Source organism: Parasphingorhabdus sp. (genome assembly GCF_965233695.1).
GTDB lineage: Bacteria > Pseudomonadota > Alphaproteobacteria > Sphingomonadales > Sphingomonadaceae > Parasphingorhabdus.
The window spans coordinates 3,219,079-3,238,082 of sequence record NZ_OZ247497.1 but is presented as its reverse complement, the minus strand read 5'-3'; the positions used below and the strand labels follow the sequence as shown (position 1 = coordinate 3,238,082).

Sequence of the window (19,004 nt, the reverse complement as noted above, 5' to 3'; positions counted from 1 at the left end):
TATATTAAATTATTCACATATTTAGGTTTTGATTATTATCAGTATTGCGCTGGTTAGTTGATCAGTTTGCTTGTCGAAACTGGCAATCATAGCATCATTAAATTGCTCCGGCCCCAGCATATTTTCATCCATCTCATATTCGTTTACTTCAATAAGAATATTTAAAAGCGTGGGCTGGCAACGGCCATTACCTTCACGGAAGGGATGGATAGCATTAATTTCCGCAATATGGTAGCTCGCACGGTCAGCGAAGGCTTCAAATATCTGCAATTGTCGATAGATGCTCTTCAGCGGCCAGCTCCGCCAAGATTTTTACCATCTAGCTGTCGATATATTCCGGGTACCAGCACCAATTACCGCCTTTAGCCGTTCTTATCTTGCGAGATTGCCCGGCCCATTCATACACATCCTGAAAAAATGATGATGGATGGTTTTAGGAGTCGATCGCTAGCAACGTCAATAACTGGTTTATACAAAAAAAGGAAGCGAGTGGCCCAAGCCACTCGCTCCAGCTGATCCTATGGGAGAAAAGGATCAGAAACAGTTAGATTTGGGATTGTGATGTGTTCAACATACCCGTGCATTCCCAACCATTTTTTCCAGCGCGATTCGTATGGTAGCCAGATCTGCCTTGGAAATGCCTTGTAACATTTTCTGGTAAACGACTTCGGCTTCTTTCCGAAGTTCCGCGATAATCTCGATCGCCTTTGGACGCAGAAATATCCGCCAGACACGTTGGCCTCCTTCTGCTGACCGACGTTCGACAATTTCCAGTTTTTCGAGATGATTAATCGTCAATACGATAGTAGCGCGTGCTTGTTCAAGGCAATTTGCCAGCTCAGTTTGGGCCATTCCCTCGGTCTTGATCAAATATGCCAATGTTCTACGCAGAACGCGCGGCACTTCCTCCAGCAAAAACCCAAATTCATCGGTATCATTTAAGAAGCCGTCTTGCGCGTTGGCACTCATTGTAACTGTTCCGGGTGGCATGATAGCAACCATATCGTAAATTTAATATAATATAAAGTTCTTTACCAAAAGCATAAAAGGCTCTACGAACGTTCGTAAAGGATACTCTGTCAAGAAAAATTAATTAAGGGAGAGGCGAGAGTGCGAAAGAAAGCATATTGGCTGACGGGTGCAGCGTTGATGGTGTCGCCGCAGGTTTCGAACGCTCAGAAAGCGGAAACCGAAGAGCGAGGCGCCAGTGGCAATGTCATAATCGTGACAGCACAGCGTCAGGCGCAAAGCTTGCAGGAAGTGCCAATCGCGGTCAGCGCTTTCGACGCCAAGGCGCTCGAAAGCCAGCAGATCGAAAACGCAGCCGATCTGCAGCTGACTTTGCCCAATGTATCCTTCGCCAAAGGCAACTTCACCGCGTCGACGTTTACCATCCGCGGTATCGGCGACCTTTGCGTGGGGGTTACCTGTGATTCGGCGACAGCCATCCACGTCAATGGATCGCCATTATTCGGAACCAGGCTGTTCGAAACCGAATTTTTCGATCTGGAACGGGTCGAGGTTCTGCGTGGTCCTCAAGGTACGCTATTCGGAAGAAACGCAACATCCGGCGTTGTAAACATAGTGACCGCCAAACCGGACCTTTCCGATTTTGGTGCATCTGCGGAATTTGAATACGGAAATTTCAATAGTATCGAGACCAGGGGAATGATCAATGTCCCGATTGGCGATACGATCGGTGCCAGAGTGTCGGGCATCTATATCAAACGGGATGGCTACACGACTAACCTTTTCGATGATTCCGACGTTGATGACCGCGATCTTTATGCGGTGCGCGGTTCGCTGCGTTTCGAGCCAGGGTCCGATACGACTATCGATCTCATGGGGTATTACTTCCACGAAAAGGATACCCGCCTGCGAAATCAGAAGCAGGCTTGCCAACGCGATCCATTGGGCGTCCTCGGCTGCCTGAACAATCGGCGGGATTTCGACATCACCAACGCCAATTCCACCCTTGGCGGTGTACTTGCGTCATCAGAATTTCTCGCGATCCAAGGTATTCCGGCTGAACTTGGTCTTGGTAGCCTGTATGGCCCGGACGCCTTTTCCGGTTTCGATAAACCAGACGATGTCAGAACGGTAAACACGGCTTATACACCATTGTATTTTGCTGATGAGCTACAGCTTCAGGCGCGTATCGAACAGCGCTTCGGTGCGATGAAGCTGACGGCAACTGGACTGTATCAGGATACCGAAGTGGATTCGCGGCAGGATTACTTTCTTGGAATCCAGAACCGAACCGATTTTGCTACGGCGCTCAATACGCTTGCATTTTTCGGTGCGAACGGATTACCTACGGGTCTGGCACCGCCTGCGCCTGCGTTCATCCCCGGTTCGTCTGCCTATTTTTCTCCAATCGTCGACGCTCTTATCCCCAATGGGCCACAGGGTGTGCTGTGCACCTCTGATAATGACGAGGGCAATAGGGGCGCTTTCGAGGGGAATTCGGTTTGCGGCGACACACCCCTGTCATTCGACAGATCCTCTGAGACGCGCGAATCCTGGAGCGGTGAGCTTCTCCTCGCAAGCGATTTCGACGGACCGTTCAACTTCCTGCTCGGTGGTATCTATGCGAAGTCGAAGACAACAGATAACAGCTATTATGTGAACTCCTTCGCGCTGGATTACGCCAGCGCGATACTGGGCTCCTTCGGGTCGTTATCGGGTGGCTTGCCACCTTCCTATCTGGCCACTTCCATGTACCGGAACAATTCCATCGAATCGAACCTGGAAAGCTTCGGAATTTTCGGTGAGGTCTATTTCGACATTTCCGACCGGCTGACTTTCACAGGGGGATTACGCTACAATGATGACAAGAAAGATGTGAGAGCGCGGACCACTTTTGCCAGCTTCCTCAACCCGTATTCTAACGATGGCGATCCATTCGACTCACCATTTGTGGGGACATACGATGCCGATCCGGGAGTGGATGGCAATCAGCTTACTCAGTTCCGGGGAGTGGGTTTTGATGAAATAACCGGCCGCGCAGTCTTGGACTTTGCAATTACTCCGGACAATACGGTTTATGCATCGTATTCGAGGGGGTACAAGTCAGGGGGAATAAACCCTCCTCTGACCCCGATCTTCAACGTGGCTGAGAGCTTCGGTTCGGAAACGGTCGATGCTTTCGAGATCGGATCGAAGAACGTCTTTGCGAATGGTAAACTGCAGCTGAACGCTACCGCATTTTATTACAAATACAGCGGGTTGCAGCTCAGCCGGATCGTCGCCCGGACATCTGTAAACGATACGGTCGATGCCAATATCTGGGGTGTGGAACTGGAATCCGTCATTCGCCCGGACCCGGACTGGCTGATAAACTTGACGTTTAGTTATCTGAACGCTGAAGTTGCCGGCGACCAGTTTTTTTCCAACCCACGCGACCCTGGCGGAGGTGATCCTGATGCTGTCATCATTAAAGACATTAGCAATGGCTCGAACTGTGCAGTTACCGGGCCTGTCCCCGGAGCCGCTGATGCGTTTGTCGCAGTGGTTAATGGAGGGCTTGGTCTTCGGGCGCCCGAGGAATTTCCCGCAGATGGAAATATTCCGTCGAGTGGAGCTTTCAGCATTTGCGATGTACTCACAGGTGCCGTTCCCGCAAACAGCGGGATCACGGTCCTAAGTCCCGGTGTAGAAATTAATATCAATGGCAATAAACTTCCGCAGGCACCTGAACTAAAGGCCTCAGTGGGCGTTCAATATACCGCTCAGTTTGATAGTGGTATGACACTCGTTCCACGACTCGATGTTGCTTTAACAGGGGTGCAATATGGCAATATATTCAACGGCCGGATCAACCGAATAGAACCATTTGTTCAAGCCAATGCGGTCTTGCAGCTCAACAGTTCGGACGAGCGATGGTTCGTTAGGGGATTTGTACAAAATATCTTCGATAGCAATTCGGTGACCGGACTTTATGTAACGGATGCATCCTCAGGCAATTTCACCAACATCTACACCCTTGACCCACGTAGATACGGGGTTGCAGTGGGCGCGAGCTTCTAGCTATTTTGTTGCAAAGTAAAGTGCGGTCTCGCAAAAGTTCAAAATCTTGTATCCTTTGCTTTATCAGCGCCTAAAGCACAAATTTCGGGCTCAGATTTGAGGAGTGTTTGTTTTACGTCCTAGTGAAGAAAAAACGAAGATGTGAAACAAACGTTCAAACCCCAAGTCAAGCGCCCAACGGGTAATAGAAAACGTTCGCCTCTAGATGCAGCGATACTTTCGAACAGACTAAAATACTTGGATTGTGACTAAAGGCGAGTGCGGTGATGAAAGCACCACTAATTTTTGATATAAGGAATTCATTGCCAAAAACCGGACTAACGGCGCCGCGAGGTTATATAACAGGCTTCTTCTGTCTCGCCGCATGGGGGCCATTGTTTGTTATATTGCACATGATTTTGATGTTAAAAGGAGCGTCTGATGTTGGCGGAACAGCCGGTGGGACCGGCCTTAGTCTGGCAAATTTCTTGGGTATGCTTGACGTGAATAATGATATCGGTGTTGTGGCCGGTTATCTTGTTGCCTCTATTTCCTTTCTTACTAGCGGTACTGCAAGAGGCTCGCTTGCGATTTCCGGGTAAGCCACTTCTTACCTCAATTCATCATAAAATGCCGCAGAAGAGGCCGCACGTGAAGTCAGCACCGGCGATGTGTCGCTGGGTAACAGCATTATCGAACATTAGACTGTTTTCTCAAAATATTTTGCACAAGGCTCGATCGCGCCGAATAGGGTATAATTACATCCCAGATTGATGCTCAACTATTTTGGCGATGTGTGAATTGCTGAAACAATATTACCAGGCTTTGTAGGCACAATATAAGGCTTGCGCTTGGTCGTGGATTTGATTGTAGGATTGTCAAATATCACAACCTGCCATTTTCGCGGCTGATCCGTCCAATCCTTGATATTGGATAATTTGCGAAACGCAGTATTTTTACTTTAAAAAAAAGACCGGAACAACTCCCCAGTTGCCCCGGTCCATATTGATCAACGGGAGAGCGCTGATCAGAACTTGAACGCAGCTTCGACAAACACTTGACGACCTCGATTTTGAGTTATGTTTCGGTCATCACCACCGGCAGGCAGAAATGGCCGATCACCGGCGGTATTGGCCCAGATCTCATCGGTTAGATTGACACCGATAAGCGACAATTTCCACTTTCCATCTGGAGCGCCGATCGACACAGCAGCATCAAAAGTCACATAGCTGTCCTGAACAAAATCGGTGAAATTGTTATTGCCAGCAAAATAGGAGGAGCTGTAGGCAGCATTTCCGTTCAGCCCAAACTCGATGGAATCTCCCACCGGGACGGTCCAATCAAATGCGACGTTACCCGACCATTTTGGTGCGCGCGCCGCGGCGCGACCATCCAGATCAACATCATCAGCATTACCGGGAATACCATCGGGATCCTGAGATATGAACGTGTCTGTGAATTTGGCATCCGTATACCCCAATGCACCTGAGAAATTCAGGCCTTCGACGGGAGTGCGCCACGACCAATCAACATCAAAACCTTGGGTCGTTAATTCGCCAGCATTGATGGTCAGAAAGCGAACGGCCGCGCCGTCGAAATTTTGGACCTGCAGATCATCAAAGACAAAGTAAAATGCGGCTGTATTGAGTCGGAACGCGCCGTTGGCAAATATCGCCTTCACTCCGATTTCGCCACCTTTGGCCGTTTCCGAGTTATAGACTATCGAGTCCAAAGCCGCCTGACGTTCCGCATCCGTCCCAAAACCAGGGCTAACAAATTGCAAAGATGCCGTTGGCAAAATGCTGTTGTCAACGCCCCCGGATTTAAAACCGGTTTTGTAAGAAGCATATAAATTAAGATCGGGAGTCGCCTGATATTTTAACGTGACCTCTGGCGAAATATTGCTGTCAGAAAATTTGATCGGACCGGTTTGGAATCCTTCCGGGACCACAAATCCAATGCCGCCAACAACACCATTTAGAAATGATAGGGCATTATGGAGAACGGGGAATGATGTTCTGTGGGTCTTTTGTTCATCCGTCCAGCGCACGCCGCCTGACAGCTCTAGCTGATCGGTAAGATCTAAACTCACACTCCCAAAAAATGACAGAGCTTCACTTTTTGTCGAACGATCTGCAACCCAATCATAGGTAATCCCGCGAGAATCCGGGAATATGAAAGAACCAATAAATGCGTTTTGGGATGTCTGCAAAGGCTGGTTTCTACTTTCCCAAAAGCCGCCGATCATGAAATTGAACATACCATCAAAGTCGCTGGTTAGACGAATTTCTTGTGTATATTGCTGCAGCGCGTCAGAAAATGGCGCCGGCAAACCGCCCGGGTCACCATTGGGTAAAATGCCGACATAATTAAAATGGTCGAGATGTTCATTTTCAAGGTCGAGATAACCGCTGACGGACGACAAGGTCAGGGTGTCACTGAGTTCAAGGTCCATCGCCAGACGAACAAAGATCGTATCTGTTTCGTTATAGGATTGCCCCCTGTAGCGATCCGCACCGGTTGTACCCGGAGCAATGACTTGTAAATCCGGATGGCCATCTGGATGGGGATATAGCCCATCCTGGATGTCGCACGTTGCATTTGAGGCAATTGAAACACCCGGTAGAGCCAAGAAAACATCATCTGCAACACCGTTGGCGCCGCAATCAATGTCGGAGTGCCCTAGCAGGCTATCACCTTCATTGTGGTTGTAATTGAGCTTCAGGTTTGCCGAAAATCTATCTGTCGGATCCCATTGCAAAGTAACCCGGCCAACAAAATTCTTCAGACCTTTACCTGAATCGGCAAAAACAGAAGGCGTCCCTGCCTCTAGCTCAACATATTTATCGATATCTTGATATTGTGCGGCAACCCGGATGCCCAAGGTGTCGGTGACGGGGCCGGAAATATAGCCACCTACGGTATAGCCTTCTTCTTCAAACTCATAAGACGCTTTACCGCCAACTTCCCAGTCCGCCGTCGGATTGGCAGACCGCACAGAGAAAACGCCGGCCGAAGCGCTTTTACCGAAGAATAAAGATTGCGGACCTTTAAGGACGTCAATTTGTTCAACATCAAAAAAAGATGCCTGCACCAGACGCATCGTGCTAATCGATACACCATCAAAATCAAACGCAACTGCAGAGTCGAATGCCGCAGAAATATTAGTTGTACCTACGCCGCGCAAACTGATCTGACCACCGGCGCCGGAACCGCCAACCTGGACGTTTAAGGCCGGAATGCGGCTTACGACATCCGCAACTTCATTGACCTGAAATTTATCAAGCGTTGCCCCGCCAATAGACGTCACCGTAACCGGCGTTTCCTGAAGCGTTTCATTTTGCTTACGCGCCGTTACGATGATTACGTTGGCATCGCCTTCTTCCACCTCGTCCTGAGCGAATGCTGGTGCGGAGAAGCCTCCCAAAGTCAACGTGACGGTTGTCCCCAACAACAGGCCCCTAATCGATTTTGTCGCGAAGGCACTTTGATTGTGTAGCGAATGGTAGTTCATATCTCTCTCCCCAATGATGCCGGCAAAAAATACACCGAGCACTTTTTCTTTTTGGATTGCGATTTTTCGCTATCCGAAAGACATAATTTTATGTTCAATAGGAATGTGTTCAACTATCCAAATCAACTGACCAATTGGTCAGAAATATAGAAAAAAATGGTGGCCTGTGATCACAAAGGCACAAACATCGCTTAGTTATGGCAGAATGAAATGTGGAGCATAGTTGTATCAACAGTTTAACCATCACTAATCGTGTATCCGCCGTTCGCGCCGAGATAGCCCAGTTGAGCTGCTATTACGGCGGTTTGGGTGCGGTTGCCGGTTCCTAATTTTGCTGCCGCATTTCTAATGTGAAATCGGATAGTCGAGCGGCAAAGCAAAAGCGTGGCCCCGATTTCGGTATCTGTTTTACCCACGGCTACAAGTATTAAACACTCTACTTCGCGATTTGAAAGAGTGCATTCAGGTGAAATCCGATCTGAATTAGATTTGACCGATACATAGTTAGAGATAAAGCGCCTCGTTAGAGTCCCCAAAAGTAAACCGTATTGCTCAAAATTTTCGGTTAGATTGTCCAATGTTGCATCGACAAGGGGAAATACATTTGCCGAAACCTGGCCAAATGGCAAGTGAACTGGCACTATGATCAAAGTGCGCATATTGCATTCTTCAGCAGAAAAACAAGCAGTGGCATCTATGCGGTCCAGATTCTTGTTTTTCTGATAACCATAAATTCCCTGTGCATTGCACCAGAAAGGTTCGTTGGTGCAGAGGCATGCACGCATAATTGGAGAGAATGACCCAAAACGCGGGTGATCCCACCACTGTCCAGAAGTCGCCCATTTAAAAACTTGGCCATTCAAAGAATTTCCGTTGGCGTCGGTCATCGGTTTTTGGGAGGCAATGTCATCATGAAGTGCAACGCGCATACCTCGTACAGTAGCAATCCTATTTAAATTTTCTGCTGCAGTACGAATATCCTCAACCCGACTAATTGTGACTTGTTCCAATAATTCGTCGAGACTTAAGGCTCCTTCTAATCTACTATTTTCTGGCATCTGACTGTTCATGTTCCGGCCCCTGATAAGTTAAACTCTGCGAATTCACATGCGCCATATTTCTTCAGATTATTGGCCATTTTCTCCATCACACTGTCTGTGAGCGCTGAATTTGCATTGGAAATACGGTTAAACATAATCTCATAAATGGCTTTGGGCTTCCCTCCGAAGTTGCGGAATAATATCCATTGCTTTTGGACGCAGAAGTATCTGCGAGACACGTCGGTCTCATTGATAAATCCGTCGCGCAATTTGGAACTCATTGTGGCTGCTTCATCCATCATGGTGATTTCCATACCATAAAAAATGCATACCATAAAGATATTTACTATCTATCGCTTTACAGCTAATGAAGCCGGCATAAATTATGATAAAAACATCATCACCGGTCACAACGGCTTGACGATCACAGCAAGCAACACTGGACCAAAAACCGGATTTTCAGTGTTGGTCGCATATCGCGGTGGGCAAACCCGCTAAGCTTGGACGAAGGTGCTCGATGAGTTCATATCCCATCCCGTAACTGGAGCGGTGCGCCGCGGCATGACGTGACCATCTTAGCTGCGCCCAACTTCGATTTACACATTGTTGGGCGCGTATATGTCAAATCGCCCTGCATATTTCATGAAGTTATTGTTTTTAAATGCAATCCGAAAATATTTTAGTCCCGTTTCTCCTTAAATACTCAGCCTTTCAAGTGGGACAATCCAGCCATAACCATATGATAATATGTTGTAAATTTCTAGCCAAGCCAATTTTGTGTAAGGTTCTGTATAAGTATTTCGCCCAAAAGTAGCGCCGTCAGCTGGGTAGTAAATCGTTGATTCTGGCATCGCCGACACTGCATAATCTGCCCTCATCCAGTGTTTCGCTTGGTATGCAAAAAACTGATTTTATATGGCTGCATTGCGTCCCAATATCCGACGTTCGAGCGGCTAAGCGCCGACCTCAGGGGCGGCCGAGCCCGGTGATCTCGACCATCAATTCCATGCATATCTACTATTGAGAATACAACTTGATCCAGACCTCCATCGTGCCGCCTAAGGTCGAGAGGATGTGTTGGCCGCGGGTCAAATTTTCGCGCTATGGGGAAGAGGCATGCTCGAGCTTTGGCTCTGCGCAAACTGCCGCAAGGTCCGCCAGTGGATCGGCGGTTTCGCCTTCGCCGTTGCATCCTACCAGATCGTGCAGCTCTCCCACACGCCGCATTCGACGAGGTCGTCCATCTTGTCCTGGCTTCACCACACGCGCCAGCCGGAAGGGTCGGGCATCACAGGGTCGAGCCCCCGTCGATGACGAGTTCAAGGCCTGTCACCCAGATAGACATATCGGAAGCGAGATAAACAACCCCATTCGCGATATCGATTGGCTGGCCCACCCGACCGAGCGGGTTCGCCGCATTCATCTGGGCTAGGGCCGCATCGGCATCGCCAGTCAGTGCGGCGAAATCGTTGAGCATCCGGGTTTGAACCCCGCCAGGGTGGACCGAATTGCAACGTATCTGATCGCCTGCGGCATGCAGCGCTACTGATTTGGTCAGAGCTCGCACGGCCGCCTTGGACGCCGAGTAGGCAGCCAGCGGCGCCGCAGGGCGCAGGCCCTGGATAGAGCTGAGGTTCACAATCGAACCACCATCACCCGATTGGCGCATCAGCGGCAGCGCGGTCCGGCATCCGAGAAAGACGCTCTCGACATTGATCGTCTGGACGCGTCGCCACAGATCGAGATCAGTCTGCTCGATATTCGCTGCCGGACTGATGCCTGCGTTATTGACAAGAACATCGAGGCGACCATGTTTGTCGCGCAGCGCCTGGATCGCCTTTTCCCACTGATCCTGACTGGTAACGTCGAGATCGCGATAGGTGGCACCTTCCATCGCGGCGGCGGCTTCCTTGCCAAGCTCGGGCTCGACATCGGTCAGGACCACGCGCGCACCATGCTGCGCCAGCCGGTTTGCGATTTCGCGCCCGATCCCCCGGGCCGCTCCGGTTACGAGCGCTACTTTGCCTTCAAGCGATAGGCCGTCTGTCATCATGCTGGCTTCCTGTTTGCTGTTGCTCCTGCCTCGCGCGCCGCCTGCTCGCCCGCCACGCGACCGAAGACGATCGCGTTGGCGATGGAATTGCCACCACCGATGTACCGGTCGCCCAGAACGCCGCCCGATACCTCGCCAGCGGAATACAGGCCGCTGATCGGCTGGTCGGCGCTGTCGAGAACATGCATGGCCTCATCCACACGCAGACCAGTGGACGTGAGACAAACAATGGCGGGACGGATTTCCGCAGCATAGAAAGGCGGTTGCAAGACAGGCTTCATCAAGCTGGCATCTTTGCGGAACTTGCTGTCCTCTCCCTTCTCGTAATCCGAATTATAGCGGGAGATCGTGGTCTCGAGCGTATTGCGTTCGACGCCTGCCATGTCAGCCAGTTCAGCGAGCGTATCGGCCTTCATAACCTTACCCTTCGCGATCTGTTCATCGATCTTGTCGGTTACCCAGTTGAGCGTGATAATGCCTGCCTTGTGCGCATCTGCATAGCGAGGTTCAGGCACAGCAGTGGCGCGCGCGGTTTCATCAAATACCGCAAAAACAGAACCGCCGAGCTGATCTTTCACCACGCCAGACATAACTGCATATTCGGTGGTTTCATCAATGAACCGGCGGCCTTCCCGGTTGACGTAAACCAGCCAACCGGGGACGAAAACTTCAAGATCGCGGTAGAAGCCAGGTGTCGTCAGCAGCAGACCGCGATTATGGCCAGCGATATCGGCACCGGCTTCCTGCCCCATCAGCAAGCCATCGCCGGTGCAGGTCTTTGCGGTTATCGCCCAAGTCCAGTCTCCGTGCTGGGCAGCTTCGGGATAGTGACGGTTCAGTAGCAACTTATTGTGGCCAAAACCGCCCGTAGCGATGATCACGTTACGCGCGGTCACGGTGTCGCCATCCAGCTTCACACCTCTCACGGCACCGTCTTCGTCCGTATGCAGCGCGGTGACACGACAGCCGCGCGACACGTCGATTTCGCGGCAGCTGACCTCGCGGTCCAGAACCTCTGTGATACCGGCGCCGTTGCCCGTCGCCTTGTGGCCGCGCGCGACGCTTTCGACACCTGAGGCGTAGAGTTCAGCCGGATCGAATTCCACGCCCAGACGGATCAGCCATTCGATCGCTGGTCCTGACAATTCGCATAGCCGCCGCACGATCGCTGGTTCTACCTTATATTGGTTAAGCGTCATGTAATATTCGTACATCGCATCGACGCTATCGTCTTCAATACCGGCTGCGCGCTGAACGCTGGTCGGCGCTCCATAGACAACGCCACCTGAAAGTGCCGTCGATCCGCCTAGCTGCTCCGCCGCTTCCAGTAGCGCTACGCGCGCGCCTGAATCATGCGCCGTGATGGCAGCCGCCATTCCAGCGCCCCCTCCGCCGATCACTATGACATCATAATCAAAGGTCATGCCGTCTTTCATCTCCGCTCTCATCGTTCCGAAAATTCGATCTCGAATTCATTCAGGCCCCTCAGGATCACACTCGGCGTGTGTGAAAGCTTTTCCGGTTCAACCAGGCGGATGTCCTTCAGCCGGGCTGTCATTTCGCGAACCGCAATCGCAATCTCCCGCCGAGCCAGTTGCGCACCGATGCAATGGTGGATTCCCGCCCCGAAAGCGAGATGGGAAGACGCATTTTTGCGGTCGACATTGAAATCTGCCGGGCATTCATATTTGCTTTCATCCCGGTTGGCCGATCCGTAACGCAGATTGACCAGACTGCCTTTAGGAATGGTGGTTCCCCCGACCTCAACATCCTCTGTCGTCATCCGGAACAGACCTTGAACCGGGGATTCGTATCGCAGGATTTCTTCTGCAAAATTTTTACATTTTTCTGGTTCACGAGCAAGTCGCTCGGCCAGGTCGGGATCTTGTGCAAGCCGCACGACCGAAGCCCCGATCGCACTCGTGGTGGTCTCGTTACCGGCTACGAGCAACTGGTTCAGGACTGACAGCAGTTCGGGTATATCCAGTGGCGTCCCGTCCACTTCCTTTGTCACCAGATCGGAAATGATATCGTCACGGGGGTTTTCCCGGTGATCGTCAAAGACCTTGACGAAATAGTGCTGCATCTCGACCGCGAGCTTGGCGCATTCGATCTTGCGCTCATCGGAAATCAGCATACCGAGCGGAGCGACGGCAGCGTCAGACCATTCCTTAAACTTGTCGCGGTCGCTGCGCGGCACGCCGAGCTGGTCAGCGATCACAAACATGGGGACGGGAATGGCGAAGTCGTTCATTACCTTAAGGCGCCCATCGGCGATAAAGCCGTCAATCAACTCGCTGACGACCTCAACCATATAATCTTCCATCTGGCGAACGCGACCGGCGGTAAAAGTGCGGTCAACCAGCTTGCGATAACGCGTGTGCGAAGGCGGATCATTGCTGACCAGCGTATCGGGCAGGTCGCCGAACCCTTCCTCATTATAAATCCGAATGACTTCACCTGGGACGGCACCAGGCCGGAAGCCCATCTTGCTAGAGAAAACCGTCGGGTCTCTAATGGCTGCCAGACAGTCGTCATAGCGACTGATTATCCAGAAACCGGCTGCCTCCACAAAATAGGCTGGCGCCTTTTCTCGTAACGTATCGTAGAGAGGGTAAGGGCATTCCATCACCTTAGGGTCTGCGAAGTTCAACTCGACTGAATCCGCGCTTTGGGTATCTGAAGTCATTTCAATCCTCTTTCCATCTGTTCAATTTCAATCTTTCTTGGCGCTAGTCCTTGCATCGCCTCACACTTGGCATCCCGCCGCGTTTCCTTCAGCGATGGCGCGCAAGAGAAAGCGCGGACTGTTCGCATCCCCGACAACTAATGTGTCGGAATCTGATTTCCGCAGGTCCGTGAAGGGTTCAACAGCTGCGCGGTTATGGCTCACCATTATGGCCCATTCCGCAGGCACGCGACATTCTCCGCCGCCGTGCAGGTCGTGCAGCACCGCTTCTGATCCATCGAAGGCATCGACGTGTGAACGCAGATGCAACCGGAACTTGCCGCGGTTCAGGCGTTGCAACGCCGGTTCGGGCTGAAGGGCAGAATCCAGCAGATGGGCAAAGGACTTGTGGCGCGTCACAAAAGTCACAGCCGCCCCTTTTTCGATCAACGCCTCGGCTACCGCGATCCCTTCATAATGCCCGACATCGTCTATCACGATCGCATGCGCCGGGCTGGTATTGCGGCGGCCGGTGAAAAAATCGATCGACGACATTGCATCAGAGTGGTCGATCCCCTTCATGGGACGGGCGGGAATGGCTAACTGAATCCCGTCCATTCGCGGATAGGAGCCGGTGGCGATGATCACGCGATCGGCATCGAACCCGGCAATATCGTCCGCGTCAACATAGGTGCTGAGCCGCACATCGACGCCCAGGCGATAGATTTCCGATTCCTGCCACAGCGTGTAATCCGCAATGGCCTGATGCCGCGGTGCAAGCGCTGCGATCCGGATTTGCCCGCCCAGTTCGGGCGCAGCTTCGGCAAGAATGACGCTATGACCACGCAACCCCGCGACCCTTGCCGCCTCCATACCCGCAGGGCCACCGCCAACCACCAAAACCGAACGTTTTTCATCCGGCTGCGGGAGCTTCTCGTCATTAACCTCGCCCTCGCGCCCGATATAGGGATTGACCGTGCAGCCCATTCGCCGCTCCGGCCCGAGAAGCATTCCCACACAACCTTGATTGCAGGCGATGCAGGGTCGGATTTCTGCCTCTCTGCCTTCGCGCGTTTTGCGCACGATCGCAGCATCGGCGATGTGCGCGCGGGTCATGCCGACAAGATCGGCCGTCCCCTCTGAAATGACCTGACTGACTTCTTCCAGCGTGCGAAAACGGCCCGTCACGATGCGCGGAACCTTGACCGCCGAAGTCACCGGGGCGCTGGTAGGCAATTCGTAACCCGCAGGCTCGAACATCCCTCCGATCATCTTGGGAAAAGCGAAATACCCCCCCATCGACACGTCGAGAAAATCGATGAGCTCTTTCTCTTCGAGATAACTCGCCGCCTTTGCGGTTTCTTCGGGTGTCATTCCCCCATCGACGATTTCCGGGCTGAGCCGGACGCCAACCGGATAATCAGCACCGACCCGTTCGCGGATAGCAGACAGCACTTCAACGGTGAAACGCATCCGGTTCTCGAAGCTGCCACCATATTCGTCATCTCGGTGGTTTAGCATCGCGGACATGAACTGTTGCGGCAGATAGCCGTGCGAAGCATGCAGCTCGACCCCGTCAATACCACCCTTCTTGCAACGCTCGGCCGCCGCAGCGAAGGCCGCGACCACCTCGTCAATTTGAGCTTTGTTCATGCCGATCGGCACCATTCCGAGAACCGGACTCGGCAAATCACAGGAGGACCATGGTGGCCCACCGTCCAGCGGGAGGCCATTGTGCCCGGCATGCCACAGTTGCTGGAACACCCGCATGCCATGCGGACGCACAGCCTCCATCAGCCGCGCATAACCTTCGATGATTGAATCGTCGAAATTGCAGATCGACGACGGGCAGGTCGGGTGAACGCCGGCGATTTCAAGAATCGTGAGCCCTACGCCGCCGCGGGCACGCTCGACATGGTAATCTATCAGGGTCGGCGAGAACCCGCCGTCGCCGAAGTGGGTTCCGTGAGCGGTACGAACTACCCTGTTGGGTATTTCTACGCTTGCTATCGAGATCGGCTCTAGCGCTTTCATTTTTTCAATTATCCTTCACTATTCTATTGTTCGCTCTACTCTCGGTATTTATTTCTAAGACAGCAGGTTACTTCATTAAGGGACCGCCCTAACCTCTGCCTCTGCAAAAAAAGATTGTCCGGCAGCATGACGGCCCGCCACGAAGCCGAAGACCATGCCCGGCGCGATTGTCCCGCCCGGCCCGCCATATGTCATACCCATAGCCGAAGCCATGACGTTACCTGCAGCATACAGACCAGGGATGGCCAAGCCGTCGACGTCGAGAACGCGGGCATTGCGATCAGTCTGCGGGCCGCCTTTGGTGCCAAGCGCGCCACTTTTGACTTCAACCGCGAAGAACGGACCGGCGGTTAGAGGGCCAAGCGTCGCTGCCGGGCTTTCACGGTGCTCGGGGTCTCCCCACCAGATATCATGCGCTGCCTCGCCGCGCCGGAAATCCGCGTCTTTGCCTTCTGCAACCATGGCGTTCCAGTGGTTTACAGTGGCTTCCAGTGCGCCTTCCGGCAACTCTAGCCGGTTCGCGAGGCCCGCCAGGCTGTCGGCGCGCATTACCCATTGCGGCGGGTCATCCCCAGGCCTGCCGCCCATCATTCCAAAACCATATTTCTCAACATAACCTTGGTCAAATATCAGCCAGCATGGCAGATTGGCATAATCGAAGGCGGAAACATCCTGTTCGTGAAACGCCGCCCCGAAAGCATTGTAATTGGCGGCTTCATTTACAAAGCGCCGCCCCTTTTTATTGATCATGATCGAGCGAGGCAGTGCGCGGGCGCCGCCCAATAAAACCACTCCGATTGAAACCTCTTCGCGGGGGGCCTCGTGCACCGGCATCCACCAGGCTTCACGCATATTGCCAAGCTTGGCCCCAATCCGCATCGCCATTTTCAGGCCGTCACCGGTATTGGTCGGGATCGAGACGGGATGGGTAAGCGGACCGCGGATAAAAGCGCGCTTCATCTCCTCGTCCCATTCGAACCCTCCGGTGGCAAGAATTACCGCGTCGGCATTAACCGTGAAAACCTCCTCACCACGTACGATCTCGACCCCGCACACCGCGCCGTCCTTCTGGATAAGCCGCATCGCACGACAACCGGTCTGCGGCTCGATCCCACGTTCAAGACAGGCTTTGAGCAACCGCCCGATCAGCGCCTGTCCGCTACCACGCTCATCTCGCTGGCCGCGTCGTTCAAGCTCATCGGGCAAGACCGGCTTTGGCACAGCCTGCCCGATTGTTGAATCAAAGATCGAATAACGCGGGTCGGGATAGTAGGGAGATTTTGTTACCCGGTCGCGCCATTCGCCGAGTTCATCGAAAGAATAGAGCGGGCAATCAAGCGAACGCCCGCCGCCCGGCATTCCGCCTGGATGTTCGGCGTGATAATCGGGAAACTCCGGGATTGGCCGGAATATAACCGGGCCATCGGCGTCCTCAAGATATTCGACCATCGCCGGTCCGGCATCGAGGAACGCCTCGGCCATCGCCTGGTCAATCAGGCCGTGCGAGAGCGACATGAGGTAAGTCAGCGCCTTTTCCCGGCTGTCCGCAACCCCGAGTTGCACTTCATGGCGGTTGTTGGGCACCCAAATCATACCGCCCGACCATGCGGTTGTGCCGCCGACCTGGTCGTGCTTTTCATATACCGTTACTTCGGCGCCGCTGTCATGCGCGGCAAGCGCGGCGGTTAACCCCGATCCGCCTGTCCCCAATATGACTACTTCCCGGTTCATGTCATTCCGCCCCCTCGTAAACGGCACGGCTGGAGGTTCGCGTCAGCATCTCATTGATGGCCCGCACCTGACGTTCGGGCGGCCAGGCCTCCGGGTCAAAGATAGCCTGCGTGCTAATCCCGATCAGTGATGACAGCAAGGCGCTGGCGATGGCCGGGTGATGCTGTTCGTCAAGATGCGCAAAACGCGGATCGGCAGCGAGGCAATCGGCAATTCGATCGATGAATTCGCGTACGCGCAGCCGCTGTTCGGCGGCGAATTCAGGATCGGCAATTGCCAGGCCCCAGAACGAAAACCACACTCGCCAGTTGCGTTCAGCCTTGGGATCGATTGGCAGCAACGGGTGGAGAAGTGCGGCAAGATCCGCAACGTTTTCCAGCTGCGAGGCATCGCTGCGCGCCTTTGAACTAAACGCCGCGTGGCGATAGGTCAGCAGCATAAGTGCACGCTTGTCAGAAAAATAGTGGGTCACCGCTTTAGTACTGAAACCCGCCGCTTTAGCGACAGCGCGTATCGTGGCAGCATCGGCACCGCCCGCCGCCACCAGATCGGCCGCAATCTCAGCCAGCGCAATCTTGCGCGCGTGATGATCTATCGCTGCGGGCAAGGCTCAGCCAGCAGTGCAGGAATTTCGGAGTCGTCGGCTTTCAGCAGATCATCAAGCCACCTGTGAAAATGCTGCAAGCCTCCTTCATTTCTGCCAAACCGCACTTCGCCGAGAAGTCCGGTTGCCATTGATTTTTGCTGCAGCGCCGATGTCGGCAAATCTTCATCGCCCACAACATGTGCAAGGAAAGCGCACAGCTCCTCCATCGCTGCGCGGGTCGCTTCATCAGGCGGCGTTTCGGCAAGAAAGGTCTGGGTCGTTGTCGAAGTACCAACATCAGGCCCTGGCAATACGATCGAAAGCAGCACGCCGCGCTGGTCGTTCAGGTAAAAGGTGTTGATTGAAACGCCAGGGAACAGGATCCATTCGCCGACCAGCAATGGATCAAGCGGTTCGTCGGCGGTCGGCAGACGCCCGAGCGTATAGAGGTCGTCCCTGGCTGCGTCGCCAGGACGACCGCAAGGGGCTATTACCCGCTGGTGCGGGCCGTGACTGAAATAGAAGGCGCGATTGCTTCGCTCTGGACCGAATGTGTCGCGGTGCAACACTGGGATATGATAAAATTCCAAATGCGCATCAAACGCCAGTTTCCAGTTGGGTCCGTTCATCGTGCGGCTAACGATGCGGGTCCATCCGGCAAGATCAAAGCCAGCAATTAGTTCGTCAATTCCTCCCAACATATCAGCTGGATCGTGCGGGCCTTCGGGATCAAGGATGACCCAGATCAACCCGGCACGTTCGGCCACCGGAAAACGCTTCATCGCCAGCGCCGCCTTGTCCACCGCGCCGAAATCAGCCGAACTGGCAATACCTACCAGGCCGCCGTCTTGCGCAAACGTCCAGCCGTGATACGGGCACGTAAAACGCGCCGCCGAGCCGCAGCCGGATGCTACCGCCGCACCCCGGTGGGTGCAGGCGTTAAGCAAGGCATGAACCGCACCATCACGGTTGCGCACCAAAAGAACGGGGATGCCCGCCACCTCCAGCGTCTTGAAATCACCAGGCTTTGGCAATTCACACGACGCTGCCAGCACAAGCGGCACACGGCTGAAAATCTGCTGCTTTTCCTGCGCGAAACGTTCTGGGCAAGTATATTGCCTGGAACCAACGGTCATCACCTCGGGCGCTAGCGGGAATGTGTCCTCGACCGTGTGATGCAGCAATTCGGTGGCGTGCCGTTCGAGCACGGTCCTAGCGCTCGGAGCCAAGGTCCGATTAAGGGCACCGTTCTGCTCCTGTTGTTGTTCCTGAACACTGCTCATGGCGACGTTCTCCCGACAGATGATTCGGTTGGAGAGTATAGCGAGATGCTGGCATATGCAACATGTGTTGCATACCCCTTTTTGATA

Annotated in this window: 13 protein-coding genes and 1 pseudogene; 2 read left to right on the top strand and 12 right to left on the bottom strand. The window is 53.2% G+C overall.

What is annotated here, in order from left to right; genetic code table 11:
• Positions 1-21: 21 nt before the first annotated feature.
• Both ACO6S1_RS15365 and ACO6S1_RS15360 read right to left on the bottom strand, forming a co-directional pair.
• Positions 22-270 carry a Fic family protein gene (locus ACO6S1_RS15365; RefSeq protein ID WP_066740702.1) on the bottom strand — a complete coding sequence of 83 codons (249 nt, stop codon included), beginning with the start codon at positions 268-270 and terminating at the stop codon, positions 22-24.
• A gap of 297 nt (positions 271-567) precedes the next feature.
• Entirely contained in the window at positions 568-969 is a 402-nt protein-coding gene (locus ACO6S1_RS15360) for a MarR family winged helix-turn-helix transcriptional regulator (protein ID WP_422343449.1), read from the bottom strand.
• A gap of 180 nt (positions 970-1,149) precedes the next feature.
• On the opposite strand from ACO6S1_RS15360, the gene ACO6S1_RS15355 reads away from it, so the two are divergent.
• Both ACO6S1_RS15355 and ACO6S1_RS15350 read left to right on the top strand, forming a co-directional pair.
• A complete protein-coding gene (locus ACO6S1_RS15355) occupies positions 1,150-4,029 on the top strand; it encodes a TonB-dependent receptor (protein ID WP_422346208.1) in 2,880 nt (959 codons plus the stop codon).
• Positions 4,030-4,331: 302 nt separating this feature from the next.
• Positions 4,332-4,709, top strand: a pseudogene (locus ACO6S1_RS15350) (conjugal transfer protein TraG N-terminal domain-containing protein); the annotation flags it as partial.
• Between the two features lie 326 nt (positions 4,710-5,035).
• Here the strand turns inward: ACO6S1_RS15350 and ACO6S1_RS15345 are convergent.
• From ACO6S1_RS15345 to ACO6S1_RS15300, 10 genes are all read right to left on the bottom strand, one after another.
• On the bottom strand, positions 5,036-7,522 hold the full coding sequence (locus tag ACO6S1_RS15345; protein ID WP_422343448.1) for a TonB-dependent receptor: 2,487 nt from the start codon (positions 7,520-7,522) through the stop codon (positions 5,036-5,038).
• Between the two features lie 236 nt (positions 7,523-7,758).
• A complete protein-coding gene (locus tag ACO6S1_RS15340; protein ID WP_082896516.1) occupies positions 7,759-8,592 on the bottom strand; it encodes a helix-turn-helix domain-containing protein in 834 nt (277 codons plus the stop codon).
• Positions 8,589-8,864: a hypothetical protein gene (locus tag ACO6S1_RS15335; protein ID WP_422343447.1), complete on the bottom strand. Its 276-nt coding sequence runs from the start codon at positions 8,862-8,864 to the stop codon at positions 8,589-8,591. Before ACO6S1_RS15335 ends, ACO6S1_RS15340 begins: the two co-directional genes overlap by 4 nt.
• 986 nt (positions 8,865-9,850) lie before the next feature.
• Positions 9,851-10,615: a glucose 1-dehydrogenase gene (locus tag ACO6S1_RS15330; protein WP_082896515.1), complete on the bottom strand. Its 765-nt coding sequence runs from the start codon at positions 10,613-10,615 to the stop codon at positions 9,851-9,853.
• Entirely contained in the window at positions 10,612-12,039 is a 1,428-nt protein-coding gene (locus ACO6S1_RS15325) for an FAD-dependent oxidoreductase (RefSeq protein ID WP_066740777.1), read from the bottom strand. Before ACO6S1_RS15325 ends, ACO6S1_RS15330 begins: the two co-directional genes overlap by 4 nt.
• Before the next feature lie 20 nt (positions 12,040-12,059).
• Positions 12,060-13,304, bottom strand: coding sequence for a cytochrome P450 (locus ACO6S1_RS15320; protein ID WP_066740692.1), 1,245 nt, complete (start codon positions 13,302-13,304; stop codon positions 12,060-12,062).
• Positions 13,305-13,364: 60 nt separating this feature from the next.
• Entirely contained in the window at positions 13,365-15,317 is a 1,953-nt protein-coding gene (locus ACO6S1_RS15315; RefSeq protein WP_066740687.1) for an FAD-dependent oxidoreductase, read from the bottom strand.
• A 75-nt stretch (positions 15,318-15,392) separates the two neighbouring features.
• Positions 15,393-17,048, bottom strand: coding sequence for an FAD-dependent oxidoreductase (locus tag ACO6S1_RS15310; RefSeq protein WP_066740685.1), 1,656 nt, complete (start codon positions 17,046-17,048; stop codon positions 15,393-15,395).
• A gap of 1 nt (position 17,049) precedes the next feature.
• Positions 17,050-17,655, bottom strand: a complete 606-nt coding sequence (locus ACO6S1_RS15305; protein ID WP_066740681.1) for a TetR/AcrR family transcriptional regulator — start codon at positions 17,653-17,655, stop codon at positions 17,050-17,052.
• Positions 17,640-18,917, bottom strand: coding sequence for an aromatic ring-hydroxylating oxygenase subunit alpha (locus tag ACO6S1_RS15300; RefSeq protein ID WP_422343446.1), 1,278 nt, complete (start codon positions 18,915-18,917; stop codon positions 17,640-17,642). Before ACO6S1_RS15300 ends, ACO6S1_RS15305 begins: the two co-directional genes overlap by 16 nt.
• Between the last annotated feature and the right edge of the window lie 87 nt (positions 18,918-19,004).

Excerpts from the sequence above, each read along its gene's own strand:
- ACO6S1_RS15335 (WP_422343447.1), bottom strand. The coding sequence starts at position 8,864 with ATGATGGATGAAGCAGCCACAATGAGTTCCAAATTGCGCGACGGATTT.
- ACO6S1_RS15310 (WP_066740685.1), bottom strand. The coding sequence starts at position 17,048 with ATGAACCGGGAAGTAGTCATATTGGGGACAGGCGGATCGGGGTTAACC.
- ACO6S1_RS15355 (WP_422346208.1), top strand. The coding sequence starts at position 1,150 with ATGGTGTCGCCGCAGGTTTCGAACGCTCAGAAAGCGGAAACCGAAGAG.
- ACO6S1_RS15320 (WP_066740692.1), bottom strand. The coding sequence starts at position 13,304 with ATGACTTCAGATACCCAAAGCGCGGATTCAGTCGAGTTGAACTTCGCA.
- ACO6S1_RS15360 (WP_422343449.1), bottom strand. The coding sequence starts at position 969 with ATGAGTGCCAACGCGCAAGACGGCTTCTTAAATGATACCGATGAATTT.
- ACO6S1_RS15340 (WP_082896516.1), bottom strand. The coding sequence starts at position 8,592 with ATGAACAGTCAGATGCCAGAAAATAGTAGATTAGAAGGAGCCTTAAGT.
- ACO6S1_RS15330 (WP_082896515.1), bottom strand. The coding sequence starts at position 10,615 with ATGATGACAGACGGCCTATCGCTTGAAGGCAAAGTAGCGCTCGTAACC.
- ACO6S1_RS15345 (WP_422343448.1), bottom strand. The coding sequence starts at position 7,522 with ATGAACTACCATTCGCTACACAATCAAAGTGCCTTCGCGACAAAATCG.
- ACO6S1_RS15315 (WP_066740687.1), bottom strand. The coding sequence starts at position 15,317 with ATGAAAGCGCTAGAGCCGATCTCGATAGCAAGCGTAGAAATACCCAAC.
- ACO6S1_RS15325 (WP_066740777.1), bottom strand. The coding sequence starts at position 12,039 with ATGACCTTTGATTATGATGTCATAGTGATCGGCGGAGGGGGCGCTGGA.
- ACO6S1_RS15300 (WP_422343446.1), bottom strand. The coding sequence starts at position 18,917 with ATGAGCAGTGTTCAGGAACAACAACAGGAGCAGAACGGTGCCCTTAAT.